Raw genomic sequence first — 20,606 nt, 5'->3', positions numbered from 1 at the left:
GCTGCGCGGCGAGCTTGCCCGGCTGGTCGTCCGGGCCGTCTCGGCGCAGCTGGGGTGNGAGGCTGGCCCGCCGGGTGCGCCGCGGCAGACCGACCTCGGTGTGCTCCTCCGGCGCCGGGCCGCCACGCTCCGCCCCGTCCGCCCCACCGAAACCACCGGGACCACCGGGACCACCGATGTGGCCGAAGTCGCCGGCTCGGGTGGGGGGCGCCGGGCGATGAAGCGGGACTATCGACTGGCCCGCGCCGGGGGTGTCGCCGCGACGGGGCCCGGTCGGGCGGCTCAACGGCGAGGTGAACGGGTCGTTGCGGGCCAGGGGGCCGCCGGACAGGTCGCGCGCCGCGGGGGGCTGCGCGAACAGGGACGGGGGGCGGCGCCCGGCGTCGTCCGCCGGCGGCTCCGGCGGCCCGAACCGGTCGGTCTCGGCCGGCGGGTACGGCTCCGGGGCGCCCCGGCTGCCGCGGGAGCGGCGGGTCGGCAGGTCGGGCAGGTCGCCGTCGCCCTGACCGGGCTCGCCGCCCGGGGTGGGCTTGGGACGCGGGCCGGTCGGCCGCGGCGGGCCGTCCGGACGGCGGCCGTTCGAACGGTGCCGGGGACGGTCCGCGACGAACCAGCTCGACCGGACCGTCGCGAAGACCGGCAGGTCGTCGATCAACGTCTCGTCCGGGCCCCCCGGCGCCTCGTCCGGCCGCTGCGCAGCGGGGGCGGCGGTCAGATTGCCGTCCGCGTCGACGAACGGTCCCCCGAACCCGTCCTCGTCGACCGTCGGGCCGTCGAGCGCGGGCACGGCGGCGACGGGCAGCGCCCGCACGGTCGCGGTGCCCTCCGACCGCGTGTCGCCGTCGCCCTCGGGCTGGCGCAGCAGGGTGGCCGGCACCAGGACGATGGCCATCGTTCCGCCGTAGGGCGAGGGACGGAGCTCCACCGAGATGGCGTGCCGCTCGGCGAGCCGNCCGACGACGAACAGGCCGAGCCGCTCGCTGGTCGACAGGTCGAAGGGCGGCGGGTTGGCCAGCCGGTCGTTGAGGGAGTGGAACTCCTCCGGGCTCATCCCCAGGCCGCGGTCCTCGACCTCGATGACGAAGCCGTTGGACACCTCGTGCCCGTTGACCTGGACCGGGGTGTGCGGCGGGGAGAAGGAGGTGGCGTTCTCGATGAGCTCGGCGAGCATGTGGATGACGTCACCGACGGCGTGCCCGCTGATGGCCCCGCCGTCGATGGGCATCACCTTCACCCGGGTGTAGTCCTCGACCTCGGCGACGGCGCCGCGCACCACGTCCTTGACGGCGACCGGTCGGCGCCAGCCTCGCGCGGGCTTGGAGCCCGACAGCACGATGAGGTCCTCGGCGTGGCGCCGCATGCGGGTGGCCAGGTGGTCGAGACGGAACAGCTCCTCGAGCTCGTCCGGGTCGGTCTCCTTGCGCTCCAGCGCGTCGATCACCTTGAGCTGGCGGTGGATGAGGGCCTGGCTGCGGCGGGCCAGGTTGAGGAAGGTGTCGCCGATGCTCTTGCGCATCGCGGCCTGCTCGACCGCGGTGCGCACCGCGACGGAGTGCACGGTGGAGAATGCCTCGGCGAGCTGACCGATCTCGTCCGTACTCTGCACTTCGACCGGGAATAGCTCGGCGGACATGTCGACCTGTTCGCCGCGGTGCAGCCTCTCGACGACCCCTGGCAGCCGCTCGTTGGCGACTTCGAGGGCACCGCGTCGCAACGTCCGCAGATGCCGGATCATCGGGCTTGCGACCAGCAGCGAAATCACGACCGACACGACCAGGACCAACGCGACCCCGAAACTGCTGAACAGGGCGTCACGAGTGGCTGAACTGGCGATGTCCTGGCTGGTGGAGCCCAGGTCGGTCGCGATCCTCCGCTCGACCTGCCGCATCGCCGCGATCTTCTGGTCGACGGTGTCCAGCCAGTTCTGCTGCGTAATCGTCAGCGGCTGACCATTCTGAANGGCGTTGACCGTGTCGTCGCGCATTGNGGTGGCGGCGGAGATGGTCCGGCCGACCGTGACGTTGTAAAACGCCTGCTCATCCGCGGTGGCGGTGGCCCGGAACTGCTGCAGCCAGGCGTCCTCGGCGCCGGCCGAGCTCTCGATCTGGCGCAGGGTCGCGGAATCCGTCTGGCCGAGAATGATCACACGGGCGATCGAGCCGCGCTGCTGGGCCNCCTCCTCCTTCGCCCGGGAGATACCGACGAGCGTGGTGGCGCCGTTGACCAGCGACGCGTTATCGCTGCCCGCGGTGACGCTGGCGTTGAGCGAAAGGAGGTCGCGCACCAGGTCGTTGTAGAAAGTGTTGTTCTGGTCGACCTGGGCCTGCCGGGCGTCGATCGCCTTGCGCTGCGCGGGCAGCCGGTCCAGGCGCGTGGAGATCGACGCCAGCGTGGCCGCCAGGGTGTCCCGGGCGCCCGAGGGCAGCCCGGCCTCCCCGGCGTTGTAGGTCCCGAGCGCCTGGTCCACCGGACCCCGGGCGGCGACGGCGGCCTGTCCCGGGCCGGCGGCCATGTAGTTGGAACCCACATAGGCGTTCGTCGCGTACCGCTCGGCCTGCAGCGCGGCGACCAGGTCGTTGCCCTTGATCGAGAAGGCGGCCAGCGCCTTGATGCGGTTCGCGGCCCGTACGTTGTCGACGTTCCCCCGCACCTGTATCGCGCTCAGTACCGCCAACGCGGCCAGGGGGACGACGAGAATCACCACGAGCTTCGAGCGGATGGGCCAATTCTGGAGCATCCGGTCCTCTCGTCCGGCACCCGGGAGTTGGGCGCCTCATGTGCGGGGTGAGTGTTCGAGTTCAACGGGTCTTGTCCCCGAAGGACCACGCGCGACAACACCCGGACCGGGGTATTGGAGGCGTGGCCCGAACATCGGGGGAATGTTCCTGGGGCGCCGACGACTCTAGCGGGTGAATGAAGGGGCTGCGTTAGGGGCGGGCGTCTATAACGGAAGAGCATGGCGGCGTTGCACCGCGTGACGGGCATTCGTTCTGACCCGCTATGAGCGATAGGACAGCTACGCATAATGAAAGTCGACGTAGCCCGGACCAAGCGACGTCCATGCACCGGAACTAGCACTGATCGGCAGTATCTGGCAGGAGCCGGCACTAGGAGTCCGCCCGGTGGTGTNGAGCCGATGACCGAACTCCCGACGGCGGCAACACAATCACAGAAGTGTTGCCGGAAACACATCCGCACATCCCGGGACGCCCTGCCGGGACCGGGTCGTCGGAGTGGTCGTCGGCCGGGTCGCAATACGCGCTCTCACCGGCTTGGGTTGGAGCCCGCCCCCGGGACTCCCCCGCGCCCNCCATCNCCCGGCGATGTCCAGCTGCACAGCACCCGCCGCACGCCTCGACCTACCCCGGCTACCGAGGTTTCAATCCAGCGTTTGCCGCCGATCCCCAGGCGGTCATCTGTTCGGCCCACCAGCCCGCCCAGCAGGGCTGTCGGTCAGCGGGCGGTCGAGGCGGGCGACAGGTGATCGCCCCGGCTGACCGGGGACGGCGGACGCACCCGGTGGACCAGCGTCGTCTGACTCACGGTGGCGACCAGCGCCCCCGCGCGGTCGTACATCCGCCCGCGCACCTGCGCGACGTTGCGGACGATGGCCTCGACCCGCACGTCCAGCAGCACCCACTCGCCGACCGGCGGCGAGACGATCCGCAGGCTGTTGTCGAGGCTCGTGCCGGCGGCCATGTCCCCCGTGGCCTCGATGAGTCCGACCGGGGCGAAGTCGCCGAGCAGGGCGAGCACCGCCGCATCCAGGGGCAACCGAGGTCGCAGGCGCAGCCACAGCGCGCTGCTGCCGCCGCCCGGCCGGCCGTCGAGGTCGGTCCGGGCCGGGCGCGCCCACCGCTGCTCGACCAGGGAGATCACGCCGTCGCGGGGGAACTCCAGCCAGGTCGGGTACTCCCGCGGGGGGCAGCCGTCGGGGTCCGGCGCCCAGTCACCGGCCGGGCCGAACCTGCTGACGACGCCGCTCACCCGGCTGAACGTGCCCCCCGCGAGGAACACCAGGCGTCCGGCCGCCGTGGCACGCACGACGGCCTGCGACAGACCGCCGGTGCCCGGGTCGACGCTCAGCTCCACCTCTTCCCCTGCGCGCACCGGAGAGAGGAACTGGGTGTGCGCCCACACGCAGTCCCGGCCGCCGCAGGCCTGGACGAAGGCGATCGCGGCGGCGAGGCCGCAGCCACCCCACAGGGTGCCCCGCGTGTTGAGAAGGTGCGTGTCGGCCACGAAGCTGCCGCGGAGCTCTCCCGGGTCGACCGTCAGCCCGAGCAACTCGGCGAGGGAGGTGGCCTCGCGGCGGAGCTCACCCTGGGACCGTTCGGCCCGCCGCGGACCACCGCCCTGACCGCCCTGCCCGAGCTGGCCGCCCTGACCACCCTGGCCGAGCTGGGTCGGCAGGTCGGCCGCAGGTCTAGGCGGGATGCCGGGTTCGCACGGATCTGTCACATTCTCATCCTGGCAGGCCCGGTCGGGCCACGCGTCAGGGTCGCCCGACGGGACCGCCGGGGTCCGCTTTCGCGCGGACCCCGCACGGTGACACAGTGCGAGTCAGCCGGCGGCACCGCCCGTTCGCAACACCGCCCGTTCGCAACACCGCCCGTTCGCAACACCGCCCGTTCGCGGCACCACCCCGTCGGCATCAGGAGGCCAGAGTGAGCAGCCAGATCGAGACCGAGGTCGCCGACGGCGTGCTCACGGTGCGCATCGCCCGCCCGGACAAGCGCAACGCCCTCACCCAGGCCATGTACGCGGCGCTCGCCGAGGCGTTTGCGGCGGCCGAGGCCGACACCGGGGTGCGGATCGTCCGGATCCGTGGCAGCGGCGGCTCCTTCACCGCCGGCAACGACCTCGCCGACTTCCTGGCCACGGCCGACCTGGCCCNGGACNGTCCGACGATGACCTTCATCCGGACGGTCGCCCGCGGGACGAAGCTGCTCGTCGCCGAGGTCGACGGGCCGGCGGTGGGCATCGGCACGACCCTGTTGCTGCACTGCGATCTGGTGTACGCCACCGAACGCAGCACCNTCGGCATTCCGTTCGTCAACCTCGGTGTTGTGCCCGAGTTCGGTTCGTCGCTGCTGCTGCCCCNCCGGGTCGGGCCCGCGGCGGCGGCGAAGCTTGCGTACTTCGGCGAGCCGTTCGGTGCCNCGCAGGCCGCGGAGCTGGGGATCGTCACCGAGGTGCTGCCCGATGCCGACGCGCTGCGCGTCCGGGTGGACGACCGGGTCGCGGCGCTGCTCGCCCAGCCACCGCAGGCTCTAGCCGCCACCCGTGCCCTGCTCCACGACGGCGGGACGCCGGCGGTGCTCGAACGCATCGACGTCGAGGGCGTGCTCTTCGCGGAGCGGCTGGCCTCGGCGGAGGCGAAGGCGGCGATGACCGCGCGGCTACCCGGCCGCGCGGCGCCCCCACGGTCGGACTGAGTCCCCCGCNCGGACACCCACCGGCCCGGAGCGGTCACGATCCCCGGTTCACCCGGGCGTGGCCGGGCATACCGGGGATCGTGACCAGTTCCCTGCCGCGCCAGCGCGACCAAGGGGACGTCCTGCCACGTCGGCGCTGGTGGCATCGGCTCTCCCCCGGTCCGGGGGGTGCACCGCCGGCCCGCAGCGCACTCGGGCTGCGGCTGGCGCTCGCCGTGTTCGGTCTGGTCTTCTGCGGCGTCACCGCGGGTCTGTTCGCCTCGCGCGACCAGCCCGCCGCCGCGGGGGTGCTCGCGTTGCTGGCGCTGGTGGCCGTCGTCGACCTGGCCGTCATCCGGCGCCGGTGGCGCCAGCGTTCCCATCCCCGCCGACCGCCGCCTCCGCGGCCGTGACCGCCGAGCGCGCGACATCCTGGCTCCGGCCGATGTCCCAGGGCCACGCGTGCCCCGAGACCGCCCGGCATCCCGAGACCGCCCGGTGTGCCGAGGCCGCCCGGTGTGCCGAGGCCGCCCGGTGTGCCGAGGCCGCCCGGTGTGCCGAGGCCGCCCCGTGTGCCGAGGCCGCCCGGTGTCCCAAGGCCGTCTGGTGTCCCACTCCGGCCGCATAAGGTGTCCGAGGATCGACTGATCGGATCCGGTGGGCCCGGGTGGGCGTCGAGGTGGCACGGGAGAGGGACGGCGGCCCATGAGCGAGCCGGCGGGCGGCGGACGGCCGATGCCGCCCGGGCTGCCCCGGGGCACGGCGGACGAACCGGGGCTGCGCCAGGCGCTGCGCCGCATGCGAGTGATCGCCACCGGGCTGCTCGCCGCCGTCGTCACCATCTACCTGCTCGCGCAGGGCTGGCACAGCCACGGCGGCCCCGGCTGGGTGGCGTACGTGGCCGCCGCCGCGGAGGCCGGCGTCGTCGGCGCGCTGGCCGACTGGTTCGCGGTGACGGCCCTGTTCCGCCACCCCCTCGGCCTGCCGATCCCCCACACGGCGATCATCCCGGAGCGCAAGGACGCCCTCGGCCGTGGCCTGGAGAACTTCGTCAGCACGCACTTCCTCGCCGAGGAGGTGATCCGGGAGAAGGTCGACGGCATCGGCGTCTCGGTGCGCGTCGGGTCGTGGCTGCGCCAACCGCACCACGCCGAGCGGGTGACGACCGAGATCGCCGGGCGGCTCACCTCGGCCATCTCCGGGATGAGCGACGACCTGGTCCGCGAGGTCGTGGAGAAGGCCGTGCTGCCCCGGGTGGTCGAGCGGCCCTGGGCGGGGGTGCTGGGCGCGGCGTTGCAGCGGGTGCTCGACGACCGGCTGCATGTCCGGCTCGTCGACGTGATCGTCACCGAGGTCCAGGAGTGGCTGACCCGCAACCCGGAGGTCTTCACCCGGCTCGTGGTCGACCAGGCGCCGAGCTGGACGCCGCAGTGGCTGGACGAGGCCGTCGCGATCAAGGCCTACGACAAGGCCCTGGAGGCGATCGCCGAGCTGCGCGCCGACCCGGAGCATCGGGTGCGCCAGGCGCTGGACCGGTTCCTCGGCGACTTCGCCGGCCGCCTGCGCGCGGATCCGAGCCTCGGCGAGCAGGTCGAGCAGATCAAGCACCGGCTGCTGGGGCACGCGGAGGTCGGCCGGGCCGTCGCCGCGATCTGGGCGACGACGCGGACGATCCTGCTCGATCTCACCACCGATCCGACCAGCACCGCCCGGGTACGGGGCACCGACGAGCTGGCCGCGTTCGGGGCGCGGCTGGCCACCGACCCGGAGCTCGGCCGCACCGTCGACCGGGCCGCGTCCGACCTGGCCGCCCGGGCGGTCCAGCGCTACCAGGGGGACATCGCCGCGATCATCGGGGACACGGTCGCGAGCTGGGAGCCCGAGGAGACCTCGCGGCNCATCGAGCTGCACGTCGGCCGGGACCTGCAGTTCATCCGCATCAACGGCACGGTCGTCGGCGCCCTCGTCGGGTTGGTCATCCACGCTCTCACCGAGCTGGTNTTCTGACCACGGACCGCCCGCTCTCGATCACCCGGCGCGCAGCAGCTGCAGGAGGCCCACCGCGGCTCGCCCGCCCGCAACCGTCGGGCGTGCAGAGGGGCGCGCCGCCGAACGAACGCACCCACACGAACGCAGCCGCACGAACCGCAACGAACGCAGCCGCACCCGCAGCCGCACCCGCACCCGCGGCCGCGGCCGAACGAGCCGCAGCGGACCGCCGTCCGCACCTCACCCCTGCACGTGCACCCGGACCGCCCTCGGGACCGGGCGGNGCGGGGGACCACCGGATCGGGCGACGCGGGCTGGCCGACCCTGCCCACCCGGGCCGTCCGGCCCGTCACACCACCCTGCCCGACCGGGTCATCGCGCCCTGGCGTCGATCAGGCGGGCAGACCCCAGGCCGACAGGAGCAGCCCGTCCGGAGCAGCCGACCGGAGGGACTGCGCCGACCGGGCCACCCGAAATGGCGGCCTTCCCGGTGATCCGGAGGACAGACGACGTGGTCCCACCGCTTCATCCGCTCCTTCAGACGGCGCCACGCCCGCCGATCCCTGCCGGACCGAGCGGCGCGGCGGACCCGAACGGCGCGCAGGACAGGGCCCGCCCGTTCGGACCCCCATGGCGCCGCCGGCGGCATCCTCACCCGAAGGTCCCGTCCACCCCGTGCCGGTCGCCACGTCCGCGATGGTCCTCTGGCACCTCCGACCGCCGCGGCGCCGCGGCGGGTTCGCATCGGCCGTGACCGCGGTCATCCCGGCGTCACCGACGGTTTCGGCCTGCTCGGCGCGCCTGCGGCCGGGCCCTTCGCCGGTCGGCGCAGGCCGACGGTCCCGATGGTGACCCTCGTCGCGTCCCCGGCCACCACGCCCCCTCACCTCCGGTGACAGCCCGGCGATTGTTGCTGCGACGCAGGCGCCGGACGCACGCGTCATCGGCCGATGCCGCCCACGCCGTGGCGTTCTCCCTGGTCACCGGCGCAGCCCGGAGCAACCCGGCACGCTGCGCAACCGCCGCCGCCGGGGGGCGGCGCCGACCCGCCGGCCCGACCGGGACGAGGCGGACGACCGTGCGGACGCGCACCGGCTCNCCGTCGTTGCGTGACCGCCCGAACCGGCACAGAGGGGTATGCAACGGCTCGTTGCGTGCCGCGGCCCTATCCCGAAGCACGGATCGTCGATGTACCGTGAAGGAGACGACGGCCCGAGCGGCTGTCCGCGCCCGGCTGAATGGTCGGGTGTGCGAGGTCGGTGCGAGCGCCATAGCGGGAATCACCCGCCGTTGGGTCTGGTCGCGGAGCCGGCCGTACCCCGGCCGCCGGACGATGCAACGGGCTGGTGTGGACCTCCTCACCCGTCCAATTGATCTCATGGTGGCCCTGACCTGATCGGCGGATCCCTCTGTCTCAGCACGGAAACTCCCAGTCCCCTGCTGCCCATCGCCAGCCCCGCCCGGCCCGTGGCCGCGGCGTTGCAGGCGGTGCTGGACGCGGCGGCGCCCGTACCGCGGGCCGCGGTCCTCGGCCCGGCGGCTCCCGCTTCGGCGGCCCGGCGCGCCCGGCCGCTCCCCTCATCACGACCCGTGAACCCCGACCCCCGGCCGAGTCGTTCGAGGCAGCCGGCCTGCCCAAGCGCCTGATCAAGGCGCTCGCCGACCGCAACATCGCCGCGCCGTTCCCGGTGCAGGCCTCGACCCTGCCCGACGTACTCGCCGGGGAGAACGTCCTCGGCAGGGCGAAGACCGGATCGGGCAAGACGCTTGCCTTCGGGCTGCCCATCCTGGCCCGGCTCGCCAGCGGCGGTCCGGCGGCGCCGCGCCGTCCCCGCGCCCTGGTCCTCGTCCCGACCCGGGAGCTGGCCCAGCAGGTCAGCGACGCGCTCGAGCCGCTGACCCGGGCACTCAACCTGCGCCTGGCGCCGGTGTACGGCGGGACGTCGATCAGCCGACAGATCTCAGCGCTGCGCCGCGGCGTGCACCTCGTCGTGGCCACCCCGGGCCGGTTGACCGACCTCGTCGAGCGCAGCGCCTGCGAGCTCGGCGAGATCGAGATGACGGTGCTGGACGAGGCCGACTTCATGTGCGACCTCGGTTTCCTGCCGGCCGTGCGGGCCCTGCTCGACGCCACCCCGTCCACCGGGCAGCGGCTGCTGTTCAGCGCGACGCTCGACCGCGAGGTCGAGGTCCTCGTACGCGACTACCTGCCCGACCCGGTCCTCGTCGCGATCGACTCGGAGACCTCCCAGGTCACCACGCTGGTCCGNCACGCCCTGGAGGCGCCCGACCGCGCCGCCCAGGTCGCGCTGGTCACCGCGCTGGCCGGCGGCTCGGGCCGCACCCTGGTCTTCGTCCGCACCCAGCGGGACGCCGACCGGGTGGCCGAGTCGCTCAGCCGCGCGGGCGTGCCGGCCGAGCCGCTGCACGGCGGGATGCCGCAGGGCGCCAGGACCCGGGCGCTGGCCGGTTTCACCGACGGCTTCTACCGGGTGCTCGTCGCCACCGACGTCGCCGCCCGCGGCATCCACGTCGACGGCATCCGGCTGGTCATCCACCTCGGCCCGCCGGAGGATGCCAAGACCTACCAGCACCGCGGCGGGCGGACCGCGCGCGCCGGCGCCGACGGCGCCGACGTGCTGGTCACCCTGCCCGCCGAGCGGGGCAAGGTCCGCGGGCTGCTGCGCGCGGTCGGCATCGAGGCCCGTCCCGAGCCGACCACGCCGGACGACCCGATCGTCCTGGAGCTCGCCGGCCCGCCAGCCCCCCGGGTCAGCAAGGACGAGATCCCGCAGGCCCGCGTGGCCGGCGCGACCGGTGGGCGCGGGCCGCGCGTCGGCGCCCCCCGGACCGGCAGCGGCCGTGACGGTGAGCACCGGCACGCCCGCCGCGACGGCGGCCACCGCTTCGCCCGGTCCGGGACCGCGCACGGCCGGCCGCAGCGTCGCCCCGGCGCCCCGGCGGCGGCCCCGGCCCCCGCCGCCCCGGCCTCGACGGCCTGACCCACCGACGGCCTGACCCACCGACGGTCCGACCCACCGACGGTCCGACTGGCCGACGGTCTGATGGCCCGGCGGCCTGAACCACCGTCGGCCTGACCGACCGACGGCCTGCATCACCACACGTCACCCGCTCCCGACGTCGGCGCCGCCCCCCTGATCCGTCAGGGGAGCGGCGCCGACCGGTATCCGGCGCCGGCCGGAGGGTGTCCCGACGCAGCCGCTCCTCCGCCCCTTCCGCTCCTCCGCCCCTTCCGCTCCTCAGCCCCTTACCTGTCTTCGGTGACCGGCGGGGAGGAGTCCACTGAGGCACGGCACCGGACCGTCACCGTGGGGCCGCCGCGTCCAGAGCGGCCGACTCCCTGCGACAGGTCCGTCACCAGCGGCGGGAGACCGACACGTGCGGAGACAGTCCGGATCTGTGGTGTGAGCAGGGCCACCCGAGGTCTTTGTGCGCCCCGTCCGCTCGATACCGTTTTAGGGACAGGTGTCGACATCGATGGAAGGAGCGTGCACATGGAGCAGGACCAGTCGACCCATCTGACCTCGGGTCTGTCCGGGCCGGGTCCGCGGGACATCGTCCCCGGCGCCGCCGACGCGGTGGAGGTCGTGGAGATCACGACAGAGAAGATCGCGTTTGGTTCCGTCGCGAACCCGAAGCGGCTGCGGCTCGGAGTCGCCCGCGCACTGTGACCCCCTACGGGTCTGCATTTCTCCAGGTCGGCCGCCGTCGGGCGGCCGACCTTGCGTTTCCTCTCATCGATCCCGGCTTCCGGTCGGGGTCGGGATGGTCCTACCGTCGAGGGATGAGCAGCCCCGAGACGACCCCGCGTGCCGCCGGATCGACCGCAGCCACCGGCTCCACCGGTCCGGAGCCGGCCGCCGTCGCGGGGCACGCCCGCGTCACGTCACCGGCCGGCGGCGACGGTTTCCGGTCGTCCTGGGCCCAGCTCGACGGGCCGGTGCACGTCGTCGACTTCGGCGGCCCNTCGGACGGCCCGCTGCTGCTGTGCGTGCACGGCCTTGGCGGTTCCTATCTGAACTGGCTGCCCCTCGCCCCGCTGCTCACCACCACCCACCGGGTGATGGCCGTCGACCTGGCCGGTCACGGCCGCACCCCGGCCGCCGGCAGGCGCACCGACGTCGTGGCCAACCAGGGCCTGCTCGACCGGTTCCTCGCCGAGGTCCTCGACACCCCGCCCGTCCTCGTCGGCAACTCGATGGGCGGCATGATCAGCGTGATGCAGGCCGCCCGGCGCCCCGACTCGGTCGCCGGCCTGATCCTCGTCGACCCGGCGCTGCCCCGCCCGCGCGGCGTGCGTCCCGATCCGGAGATCGCCCGCATCTTCGCCGGCCTGTTCGTCCCCCGCCTCGGCGCCGCGGTCCTCGCCCGCCGGCGGACCCGTTTCACCCCCCGTGAACTCGTCGACCAGAGCCTGCTGCGGCTCACCGCCGACCCGAGCGCCATCCCCGAGGCGGCGCTGGCGTCGATGGAACGCGCCCAGCGGGAACGCGGCGGGCTGCCCGACGCCGACCAGGCGTTCGTGGGCGCGGCCCGCTCGGTGGTCTGGTCGCTGCTGCGCCCGGCNCCGCTGGCGCACATGGTCCGCACCGTCCCCCAGCCGACGCTGTTGCTGCACGGCTCCGCCGACCGGCTGATCCCGGTGGCGGTGGCCCGCAACGTCGCCGCGCAGCGGCCCGACTGGCGGGTGGAGATCCTCGACGGCCTCGGCCACGTGCCGATGCTCGAGGCCGCGGAGCTGACCGCCGAGCTCATGACGGACTGGCTGGGTCACGAGGGCCGCGCGGCGGCCGAACGCGCCCGCCGTCCCGCCAGCCCGGCGGCCCCGGCCCTGGCTCCGCTGCCGGCGGTGGGGAGCTGACCGGGACGGCCGACCCCGGCGTGGCGCTCGACCCCGGCGAGGCGATCGACCCCGGCGAGGCGATCGACCCCGGCGAGGCGATCGACCCCGGCGAGGCGATCGACCCCGGCGAGGCGTTGCGGGCCGCGCTGCGCGCCGCCGCCGGCCACGCCGACGCCTGGCTCGCCGGCCTCGCCGGGCGCCCGGTGCGCCCGGCGCACAGCGCCGCCGAGGTCCTGGCCCGGCTCGACGGCCGGCTGCCGGCGGGCCCCAGCGACCCGGTGGCCGTCGTCGACGCGCTCGTCGAGGCGGTGGGGGGCGGGCTGACCGCCACCGGCTCACCCCGGTTCTTCGGCTACGTCGTCGGCGGCACCCTGCCGGCCGCGCTCGCTGCGGACCTGCTCGCCGTCGTCTGGGACCAGAACGCGGCGCTGGCGTCGCTGTCGCCCGCGGCCAGCGCCGCCGAGACCGTCGCCGGCCGATGGGTCGCCGAGCTGCTGGGCCTGCCCGCGGGCGTGTCCGTCGGCTTCACCACCGGCACCCAGATGGCCCACGTGACCGCGCTCGCCGCCGCCCGCCAGCGGGTGCTCGCCGACGCCGGCTGGGACGTCGCCGCCGACGGTCTGACCGGGGCGCCGCCGGTGCGCGTGCTCGCCGGCGCGGACCGGCACGCCACCGTCGACGCCGCGCTGCGCCTGCTCGGCTTCGGCACCCGCGCGATCGTCGAGGTGGCATCCGACCGGCTCGGCCGGATGCGCCCCGATGCCCTGCGCGCCGCCCTCGCCACCCCCGACGACCGCGGGGACCTCGCGGGTCCCGCGCAGGCGCGCTCTCCCGGCCGGCGGCCGACGATCGTCATCGCCCAGGCGGGGGAGATCAACACCGGCGCGTTCGACCCGCTCGCCGAGATCTGCGCGCTCGCCCACGCCCACGGCGCCTGGGTGCACGTCGACGGCGCGTTCGGCCTGTGGGCGGCGGTGTCGGCGTCGCCGGCGCGCCGGGCCCTCGTCGCGGGCGCCGAGCTCGCCGACTCCTGGGCGACCGACGGCCACAAGTGGCTCAACGTCCCCTACGACTGCGGGATCGCCCTCGTCGCCGACCGGGCAGCCCACCGACGGGCGATGTCGGCGTCGGCGGACTACTTCGTCCTCGACGCCGCGGGGCAGCTCGACCCGGTGGACTGGACCCCGGAGTTCAGCCGGCGGGCCCGCGCCCTCGCCGTCTACGCGGCGCTGCNCTCCCTGGGCCGCGCGGGCCTGCGCGACCTCGTCGACCGGTGCTGCGACCTCGCCGACCACGCCGCCACCCGGCTCGCCGCCCTACCGGGCGTGACGGTGCTCAACGCGACCGGTGACCCCGCCCACCCGGGCCCCCTCGTCGCCCTCAACCAGGTCCTCCTCCGGATGGACGACACCGACGCCGCGGGCAGCCGGGGGGCGGCCGCCCGCGGCGACCAGCTGACCCGCCAGGTCACCGCGGCGGTGACGGCGGGCGGCGAGGCCTACGTGACCGGCACGGTGTGGCGGGGCCGCGCGGCGATGCGCCTGTCGGTGGTCAACTGGGCGACGACCCGGCGGGAGATCGACCGGGCGATCGCGGCGATCACCGCCGCGATCGCGGCCGCGCGGCCCCGCGGTGCCGATCCGCACCCCAGCGGTGTCCCTTCGTGATGGTCACGCCGACACGGTGATGGAGGCGCCGGCGGGCTCGGGCGGGCCGCTAGGCTGCCGGGTAAAGCCCCGTCCATCCGGCCGATCCCCGTGGCGAGCGCACCCGGCGCGTCGGCGTGCCGTCCGCCCGTGACGGGGTGATCGGCCCCGCTTCGACCGGCGTGCCCAGCGCGCGGGAGGGTCCGACGTGTCAAACTCCTTCGTCCATCTGCACGTCCACACCGAGTACTCGATGTTGGACGGGGCGGCTCGGCTGAAGGACATGTTCAGCGAGGTCTCACGCCAGCAGATGCCGGCGGTCGCGATCACCGACCACGGCTACATGTACGGGGCGTACGACTTCCACAAGCAGGCCACCGCCGCGGGCGTGAAGCCGATCATCGGCTGCGAGGCGTACGTCGCCCCCGAGTCGCGCCTGCTCAAGCAGCGGGTGCGCTGGGGCGAGCCGCACCAGAAGAGCGACGACGTCTCCGGTGGCGGCTCCTACACCCACATGACGATGTGGGCGCGCAACGCCGACGGGCTGAAGAACCTGTTCCGGCTGAACTCGCGGGCGTCGATCGAGGGCCACTACATCAAGTGGCCGCGGATGGACCAGGAGATCATCGCCGAGCACGCCGACGGGCTGATGGCGACGACCGGCTGCCCGTCCGGCANCGTGCAGACGCGGCTGCGCCTGGGCCAGTACGACGCCGCCCTGCAGGCCGCCGCCACCTACCAGGAGATCTTCGGCAAGGAGAACTTCTTCTGCGAGATCATGGACCACGGGCTCGACATCGAGCGCCGGGTCCGCGACGGCCTGGTCGACATCGCCCGCGCGCTGGACATGCGCTTCGTCGTCACCAACGACTCGCACTACACCTACGAGCACGAGCGCGACGCCCACGCCGCGCTGCTGTGCGTGCAGACGGCCTCGACGGTGGCCAACCCGTCGTTCCAGTTCGAGGGCTCGGGCTACTTCCTCAAAAGCGCCGAGGAGATGTACGGGATCGACTCCTCGGACATCTGGCAGGAGGGTTGCGAGACCACGCTGCTGATCGCCGAGCGGGTCGACCCGACCGGCATGTTCGCCAAGCACAACCTGATGCCCCGCTTCCCGGTGCCCGACGGCGAGACCGAGGAGAGCTGGTTTCGCGCCGAGACCTGGGCGGGCATGGACCGGCGCTTCCCCCAGGGGTTCGACGACGAGCACCGCGAGCGGGTCGAGTACGAGATCAGGGTCATCCTGCAGATGGGGTTCCCGTCGTACTTCCTCGTCGTCGCGGACTTCATCATGTGGGCGAAGGCCCAGGGCATCCCGGTCGGGCCGGGCCGCGGCAGCGCCGCCGGGTCGATGGTCGCCTTCGCGCTCGGCATCACCGACCTCGACCCGATCCCCCACTCGCTGCTGTTCGAGCGCTTCCTCAACCCCGAGCGCGTGTCCATGNCCGACATCGACATCGACTTCGACGAACGTCGTCGCGGCGACGTGATCCGTTACGTGACCGAGCGCTGGGGCGANGACCGCATCGCCCAGATCGTCACCTTCGGCACGATCAAGGCCAAGGCCGCGATCAAGGACTCGTCGCGGGTGCTCGGCTACCCGTACGCCGTCGGCGACCGGATCACCAAGGCGATGCCGCCGGCCGTGATGGGCAAGGACATCCCGCTGGGCGGGATCTTCGACCCGAAGCACCCCCGTTTCAGCGAGGCCGGGGAGATCCGCGGCCTGTACGAGTCCGACGCGGACGTCAAGAAGGTCATCGAGACGGCGAAGGGCCTNGAAGGGCTGATCCGCCAGGCCGGGGTGCACGCGGCCGGCGTCATCATGTCCGCCGAGCCGATCATCGACCACATCCCGGTGTGGCGCCGCGACGCCGACGGCGCGATCATCACCCAGTTCGACTACCCGACGTGCGAGACGCTCGGCCTGCTCAAGATGGACTTCCTGGGCCTGCGCAACCTCACCGTCATGGACGACGCGGTGCGCAACGTCGAGGCCAACCGGGGCATCACGATCGACCTGCTGGGGCTCACCCTCGACGATCCCGCCGCCTACGAGCTGCTCGGCCGCGGCGACACCCTGGGAGTGTTCCAGCTCGACGGCGGGCCGATGCGCTCGCTGCTGCGGATGATGCGCCCGGACAACTTCGAGGACATCTCCGCCGTGCTCGCCCTGTACCGACCGGGGCCGATGGGCGCGAACTCGCACATCAACTACGCGCTGCGCAAGAACGGCCAGCAGGAGATCACCCCGATCCACCCGGAGCTGTCCGAGGCGCTCGCCGACATCCTCGACACGACCTACGGCCTGATCGTCTATCAGGAGCAGGTCATGGCGATCGCGCAGAAGGTCGCCGGCTACTCCCTCGGCGGCGCGGACCTGCTGCGCCGGGNGATGGGCAAGAAGAAGAAGGAGATCCTCGACAAGGAGTTCGTCCCCTTCTCCGAGGGGATGAAGAACAGCGGGTACTCCGAGGCGGCGATCAAAACGCTGTGGGACATCCTCGTCCCGTTCTCCGACTACGCGTTCAACAAGGCGCACACCGCCGGCTACGGGCTGGTCTCCTACTGGACGGCCTACCTCAAGGCGAACTATCCGGCCGAGTACATGGCCGCGCTGCTGACGTCCGTGCGTGACGACAAGGACAAGAGCGCGATCTACCNCAACGAGTGCCGCCGGATGGGCATCCGGGTGCTCCCACCGGACGTCAACAGCTCCAACGCCGACTACACCGCGCACGGCGCGGCCGAGATCCGGGTGGGCCTGGNCGCGATCCGCAACGTCGGGACGAACGTCGTCGAGTCGATCGTCCGCACGCGGAAGTCGAAGAGCCGCTTCGTCTCCTTCCCGGACTTCCTCGACAAGGTCGACGCGGTGGTCTGCAACAAGCGCACCATCGAGTCGCTGATCAAGGCTGGCGCGTTCGACGCGCTTGGGCACACCCGCCGAGGCCTGGTCGAACGGCACGAGCAGGCCGTCGACGCGGTGATGGGGGTGAAGAAGAAGAACGCCGAGGGCCAGTTCGACCTGTTCGCCCTCGATGCCGACGACGACCCGGGCGCAGCGCCCGTCTTCGGCGTCCAGGAGTTCTCCGACCAGGAGTGGGACAAGGCGGTCAAGCTGTCCCACGAGCGGGAGATGCTCGGGCTCTACGTCTCCGACCATCCCCTGCGCGAGGTCGAGCACATCCTGACCGCGAGGGCGGACTGCAGCATCGCCGCCCTGACCGGCGGGGAGTACGCGGACGGGTCCACCGTGACCATCGCCGGGATCATCTCCAGCCTGCAGCGCAAGGTGACCAAGCAGGGCAAGCTGTGGGCGCTGACCACCGTCGAGGACCTCGCGGGCGGGCTGGAGGTGATGTTCTTCCCGCAGACCTACGAGGTGTGCTCCACCCAGCTCGCCGAGGACGCCGTCGTCATCGTCCGGGGGCGCCTGGACAAGCGGGAGGACACCCCGCGCCTGATCGCCTCCGAGCTGACCGTGCCGGACCTCAGCGAGGCGGCGCTCAGCCCCCCGGTAGTGATCACCATGTCCGCCGCCCGGGTGAACCCGCCGACGGTGGAACGGCTGCGCGAGGTCCTCGNCACCCACCCCGGGACGACCGAGGTCCACCTGCGGCTGCAGACCCCCGGCCAGACCACCGTGCTGNGCCTCGACGACGCCTACAAGGTCCAGCGCACCCCCGCGCTGATGGGTGATCTCAAGGCCCTGCTCGGCGCCGCCGCGGTCGCCTGAACCCGCCGCTTCCCGGGCCCCATCCCACCCACGGCCACCTGCGGTTTTCCCTACGTCAACCGGCCGAAATATTCCCCCGACGGGGATACCGCCATGCGACACCGGACACCGTTCNCACACGGCGTTTCTGGGGGACGATGGGAGCCAGGTAACCAGGTGCGACCGCGCCCCGCGGGGCTGGGNCGACCATGGGCCTTCCGCCGATCGACCGGGCCGCCGGCGTGGGCGAGGGTCCTGGTCGGGCGGGTGCCGACCGGGCAGTCTCCGGCGACGTCCCAGCCGAAGGGACCGCGCACACGACCCGGAGGATGCGCCTTGACGATCAGTCGAGAACTGGAGGAGCACGAGCCCGCCGCCCCCACCACCCACGCTCCGGACCCACGGTGGTCGCCGGAGCTGGCACGGGCGACCCGCACCCTGCTCGAGACCTTCATCGGGACCGCGCCACCGGTGCGGGTCGTCCTGTGGGACGGCTCCGCGCTCGGCCCGGACACCCCCACGCAGGTCGTGGTGCGCTCGCCGCNGGCGATGCACCGCGCCCTGTTCCGCCCCGGCGAGCTGGGTTTCGCCCGCGCCTTCGTCGCCGGCGATCTCGACGTCGAGGGCGACATCTTCGCCGCCCTGGAACTGCGCAACCNCCTGTCCGCCCNCCCCCGCCGCCCCACCCCCGCCACGGCATCCGCCCTGCTGACCCTGCTGCGCGAGCTCGGCGCCCGACCGCCCGCCCCACCGCCGGAGGAGGCCCGGCTGCACGGGCGCCGCCACAGCCGCCACCGCGACGCCGCGGCGATCTCCCACCACTACGACGTGTCCAACGCGTTCTACCGGGTGTTCCTCGGCCCGACGATGACCTACTCGTGCGGGGTGTGGGAGTCACCGGCCGGCGGGCTCGACGCCGCCCAGACGGCCAAGCACGAACTGGTCTGCCGCAAGCTCGGCCTGCGCCCCGGCGAGCGGCTGCTCGACGTCGGCTGCGGGTGGGGCAGCATGCTCATCCACGCCGCCCGTCACCACGGCGTCCGCGGCGTCGGGGTCACCATCTCGGTGGAGCAGGCCGCGGAGGCCCGCCGGCGGATCGCCGAGGCCGGGCTCACCGACGCCGTCGAGATCCGTCTGCAGGACTACCGGGAGATCCCCGACGGCCCGTTCGACGCGATCAGTTCGGTCGGCATGGTCGAGCATGTCGGGCGGGCGATGCTGCCGACGTACTTCGCCAGCCTCTACGGGCTGCTGCGCCCCGGCGGCCGGCTGCTCAACCACGGCATCTCCTCCCCCGGCGACCCGGCCGGGGCGTACCGGTACCAGCCTCACCTCGGGCCCATCCCGCTGCCGAAGGGCCGCGACTTCCTGCGCCGCTACGTCTTCCCGGACGGGGAGCTGCACGAGATCGGTCTGATGACGTCGCTGACGCAGGCCGCCGGCTTCGAGGTCCGGCACGTCGAGAACCTGCGCGANCACTACGGCCTGACTCTGCGGGCCTGGGTGCGGGCGCTGGAGGAGAACTGGGACGCCGCCGTCGCCCAGGTCGGCGCCGGGCGGGCGCGGGTGTGGCGGCTGTACATGGCCGGCTCCGCGCTCAGCTTCGAGGCCGGCCAGACCCAGATCCACCAGACCCTCGCCGTGCGCCCCGACGCCGGCCGCTCCGGCCAGCCCCTGCGCCCCCGCTACGACTCCCCCGCCCCCCTGCCCACCCAGCCCACCACCGGCTGACCGCCGACGACCCCGGACGCCGGCCCGGCATCCGCCCGGCCGGGCTGGCGTGCTGGGGCGGCCTCCGCGCAAGCTCACCCCATTCATGGAGACGTTCGCGTCNCCCGCCTCGGCAAGGAAGTCCGATGCGTTCGCGGTGCTGGACCAGCCCATCGGGTCATGGTCGCAGCCCGGCCAGGGGCGGTCAGAACGCGAGCACCTGACGTAGTCCTCGGTCCAGGTCTCGCAGGAGGCCCCCCGGTATGGCGCCTACAGCGTGCCCGAGTTCGTCCTTGTCGAGAGTGACGATGGCCGTCACGTTGGCGACGGAGTCGCGCGGAAGGCCCTGTCCGCGAGGGCGTTGAGGACCGCGACGACCGTCGTGCCGGGCGGGAAGGCGTCGGCGGCGAGGGCGAACAGGGCGTAGAGCAGCTTCGCCTCGTAGACCGGTTCCAGGGCGAGGCCGTGGCGGTCGTGGAAGTCGGCGATGAAACGGGCCAGCTCCGGCGTCGACTTCGCGTAGCCGCCGAAGTGGAAGTCGTAGGCCATGGTCCAGTTGCCGGAGTTCACGCCGAACGCCGCGCGCTGGAGGGCGTCGACCTCGTCGGCGAGGAACCGTGCGCCCCGCAGCACCGGGACGCCGAGGGCGCGCTGGCCGGGCGCGAGGCCCGCGGCGATGCCGGCGAGGGTGCCGCCGGTGCCGCAGGAACAGCAGATCACGTCAAACGGGCGGTCGATCTCGGCGGGCAGCTCCGCACAGCCGCGCACCCCGAGCGCATTGCTGCCGCCCTCGGGCAGCAGGCAGAACGCGCCAAACTCGGCGCGCAGCCGATCGACGACCCCGGGCGACGACTTCGTCCGGTACGAGGTCCGGTCGAGGTAGGTCAACCGCATGCCGGCGTCGACGGCGAAACGCAACGTCGGGTTGAGCGGCAGGTGCTCCTCGCCGCGGATCACTCCGACCGTCCGGAAGCCGAACAGCCGGCCGGCCGCCGCCACCGCCCGGACGTGGTTCGAGTATGCGCCGCCGAAGGTCAGCAGCGTGTCGTGCCCGAGCCGGCGTGCCTCGTCGAGGTTGCCTCGCAGCTTGCGCCACTTGTTGCCGGGAATGTCCGGGTGGATCAGATCATCCCGCTTCAGCAGCAGCCGGACGCCTCTCCCGCCCAGCCGCGCGTCCGCGATCTCCTCGAGCGGCGACGGCAACACCGGCAGCCNCAAGCCCCCCACATCGGCAAGATAGCCGTGCTCGCGGCGCCGCG

Annotated in this window: 8 protein-coding genes and 24 pseudogenes; 26 read left to right on the top strand and 6 right to left on the bottom strand. The window is 73.4% G+C overall.

Annotated elements, in window-relative coordinates; all coding sequences use genetic code 11:
- Positions 1–58: 58 nt before the first annotated feature.
- The 5 genes and pseudogenes from UK94_RS54215 to UK94_RS16070 form a co-directional block, all read right to left on the bottom strand.
- Positions 59–952: pseudogene (locus tag UK94_RS54215) on the bottom strand (histidine kinase); the annotation flags it as partial.
- Between the two features lies 1 nt (position 953).
- Positions 954–1,959: pseudogene (locus UK94_RS54210) on the bottom strand (histidine kinase); the annotation flags it as partial.
- A gap of 28 nt (positions 1,960–1,987) precedes the next feature.
- A pseudogene (locus UK94_RS54200) lies at positions 1,988–2,174 on the bottom strand (nitrate- and nitrite sensing domain-containing protein); the annotation flags it as partial.
- A gap of 1 nt (position 2,175) precedes the next feature.
- On the bottom strand, positions 2,176–2,737 hold a 562-nt coding region (locus UK94_RS54195; RefSeq protein ID WP_235488219.1), incomplete at its 3' end, for a nitrate- and nitrite sensing domain-containing protein.
- A 716-nt stretch (positions 2,738–3,453) separates the two neighbouring features.
- On the bottom strand, positions 3,454–4,461 hold the full coding sequence (locus tag UK94_RS16070; RefSeq protein WP_063822651.1) for a thioesterase family protein: 1,008 nt from the start codon (positions 4,459–4,461) through the stop codon (positions 3,454–3,456).
- Positions 4,462–4,556: 95 nt separating this feature from the next.
- Between UK94_RS16070 and UK94_RS76120 the strand changes: the two are divergent.
- The 26 genes and pseudogenes from UK94_RS76120 to UK94_RS54070 form a co-directional block, all read left to right on the top strand.
- Positions 4,557–4,896: pseudogene (locus tag UK94_RS76120) on the top strand (enoyl-CoA hydratase-related protein); the annotation flags it as partial.
- A 6-nt stretch (positions 4,897–4,902) separates the two neighbouring features.
- A pseudogene (locus UK94_RS54185) lies at positions 4,903–5,039 on the top strand (enoyl-CoA hydratase); the annotation flags it as partial.
- Position 5,040: 1 nt separating this feature from the next.
- Positions 5,041–5,103, top strand: a pseudogene (locus UK94_RS54180) (hypothetical protein); the annotation flags it as partial.
- 1 nt (position 5,104) lies between these two features.
- A pseudogene (locus tag UK94_RS54175) lies at positions 5,105–5,162 on the top strand (hypothetical protein); the annotation flags it as partial.
- A 1-nt stretch (position 5,163) separates the two neighbouring features.
- Positions 5,164–5,438: pseudogene (locus UK94_RS54170) on the top strand (enoyl-CoA hydratase); the annotation flags it as partial.
- A gap of 80 nt (positions 5,439–5,518) precedes the next feature.
- The gene (locus UK94_RS74065; RefSeq protein ID WP_011605523.1) at positions 5,519–5,830 is read left to right on the top strand and encodes a DUF6343 family protein; all 312 of its coding nucleotides are present in this window, start codon (positions 5,519–5,521) and stop codon (positions 5,828–5,830) included.
- A 322-nt stretch (positions 5,831–6,152) separates the two neighbouring features.
- Positions 6,153–7,314 (top strand): annotated as a pseudogene (locus tag UK94_RS16055) (DUF445 domain-containing protein); the annotation flags it as partial.
- 1 nt (position 7,315) lies between these two features.
- Positions 7,316–7,417 (top strand): annotated as a pseudogene (locus tag UK94_RS54160) (DUF445 family protein); the annotation flags it as partial.
- A 1,635-nt stretch (positions 7,418–9,052) separates the two neighbouring features.
- Positions 9,053–9,675 (top strand): annotated as a pseudogene (locus UK94_RS54155) (DEAD/DEAH box helicase); the annotation flags it as partial.
- 1 nt (position 9,676) lies between these two features.
- A partial coding sequence (locus UK94_RS54150; protein WP_235488217.1) for a C-terminal helicase domain-containing protein occupies positions 9,677–10,408 on the top strand: 732 nt, incomplete at its 5' end.
- 513 nt (positions 10,409–10,921) lie between these two features.
- The gene (locus tag UK94_RS34685; RefSeq protein WP_011605528.1) at positions 10,922–11,098 is read left to right on the top strand and encodes a hypothetical protein; all 177 of its coding nucleotides are present in this window, start codon (positions 10,922–10,924) and stop codon (positions 11,096–11,098) included.
- A gap of 896 nt (positions 11,099–11,994) precedes the next feature.
- A pseudogene (locus UK94_RS54145) lies at positions 11,995–12,288 on the top strand (alpha/beta hydrolase); the annotation flags it as partial.
- Positions 12,289–12,308: 20 nt separating this feature from the next.
- Positions 12,309–13,503: pseudogene (locus tag UK94_RS54140) on the top strand (pyridoxal-dependent decarboxylase); the annotation flags it as partial.
- Position 13,504: 1 nt separating this feature from the next.
- Positions 13,505–13,937: pseudogene (locus UK94_RS54135) on the top strand (aspartate aminotransferase family protein); the annotation flags it as partial.
- Between the two features lie 187 nt (positions 13,938–14,124).
- Positions 14,125–14,593: pseudogene (locus tag UK94_RS54130) on the top strand (PHP domain-containing protein); the annotation flags it as partial.
- A gap of 1 nt (position 14,594) precedes the next feature.
- A pseudogene (locus UK94_RS54125) lies at positions 14,595–15,363 on the top strand (DNA polymerase III subunit alpha); the annotation flags it as partial.
- Position 15,364: 1 nt separating this feature from the next.
- Positions 15,365–15,437 (top strand): annotated as a pseudogene (locus UK94_RS54120) (hypothetical protein); the annotation flags it as partial.
- A gap of 1 nt (position 15,438) precedes the next feature.
- A pseudogene (locus tag UK94_RS54115) lies at positions 15,439–15,698 on the top strand (hypothetical protein); the annotation flags it as partial.
- Position 15,699: 1 nt separating this feature from the next.
- Positions 15,700–16,312, top strand: a pseudogene (locus UK94_RS54110) (DNA polymerase III subunit alpha); the annotation flags it as partial.
- A 1-nt stretch (position 16,313) separates the two neighbouring features.
- A pseudogene (locus UK94_RS54105) lies at positions 16,314–16,582 on the top strand (hypothetical protein); the annotation flags it as partial.
- Between the two features lies 1 nt (position 16,583).
- Positions 16,584–16,687, top strand: a pseudogene (locus tag UK94_RS54100) (hypothetical protein); the annotation flags it as partial.
- Between the two features lies 1 nt (position 16,688).
- A pseudogene (locus tag UK94_RS54095) lies at positions 16,689–17,506 on the top strand (OB-fold nucleic acid binding domain-containing protein); the annotation flags it as partial.
- A gap of 1 nt (position 17,507) precedes the next feature.
- Positions 17,508–17,571: pseudogene (locus tag UK94_RS54090) on the top strand (hypothetical protein); the annotation flags it as partial.
- Between the two features lies 1 nt (position 17,572).
- The coding region (locus tag UK94_RS54085; RefSeq protein WP_235488255.1) for a hypothetical protein at positions 17,573–17,658 on the top strand (86 nt) is incomplete at its 5' end.
- Between the two features lie 650 nt (positions 17,659–18,308).
- Positions 18,309–19,112: pseudogene (locus UK94_RS54075) on the top strand (cyclopropane-fatty-acyl-phospholipid synthase family protein); the annotation flags it as partial.
- Between the two features lies 1 nt (position 19,113).
- The coding region (locus UK94_RS54070) for a class I SAM-dependent methyltransferase (protein ID WP_235488216.1) at positions 19,114–19,368 on the top strand (255 nt) is incomplete at its 5' end.
- A 294-nt stretch (positions 19,369–19,662) separates the two neighbouring features.
- Here UK94_RS54070 and UK94_RS16025 read toward each other — a convergent pair.
- Positions 19,663–20,553, bottom strand: a complete 891-nt coding sequence (locus tag UK94_RS16025) for a pyridoxal-phosphate dependent enzyme (protein ID WP_235488252.1) — start codon at positions 20,551–20,553, stop codon at positions 19,663–19,665.
- Positions 20,554–20,606: the final 53 nt, after the last annotated feature.

The sequence above is a fragment of the Frankia sp. AvcI1 genome (assembly GCF_001420875.1).
Lineage (GTDB): Bacteria > Actinomycetota > Actinomycetes > Frankiales > Frankiaceae > Frankia > Frankia alni.
This window is presented reverse-complemented; position numbering and strand designations above follow the sequence as displayed.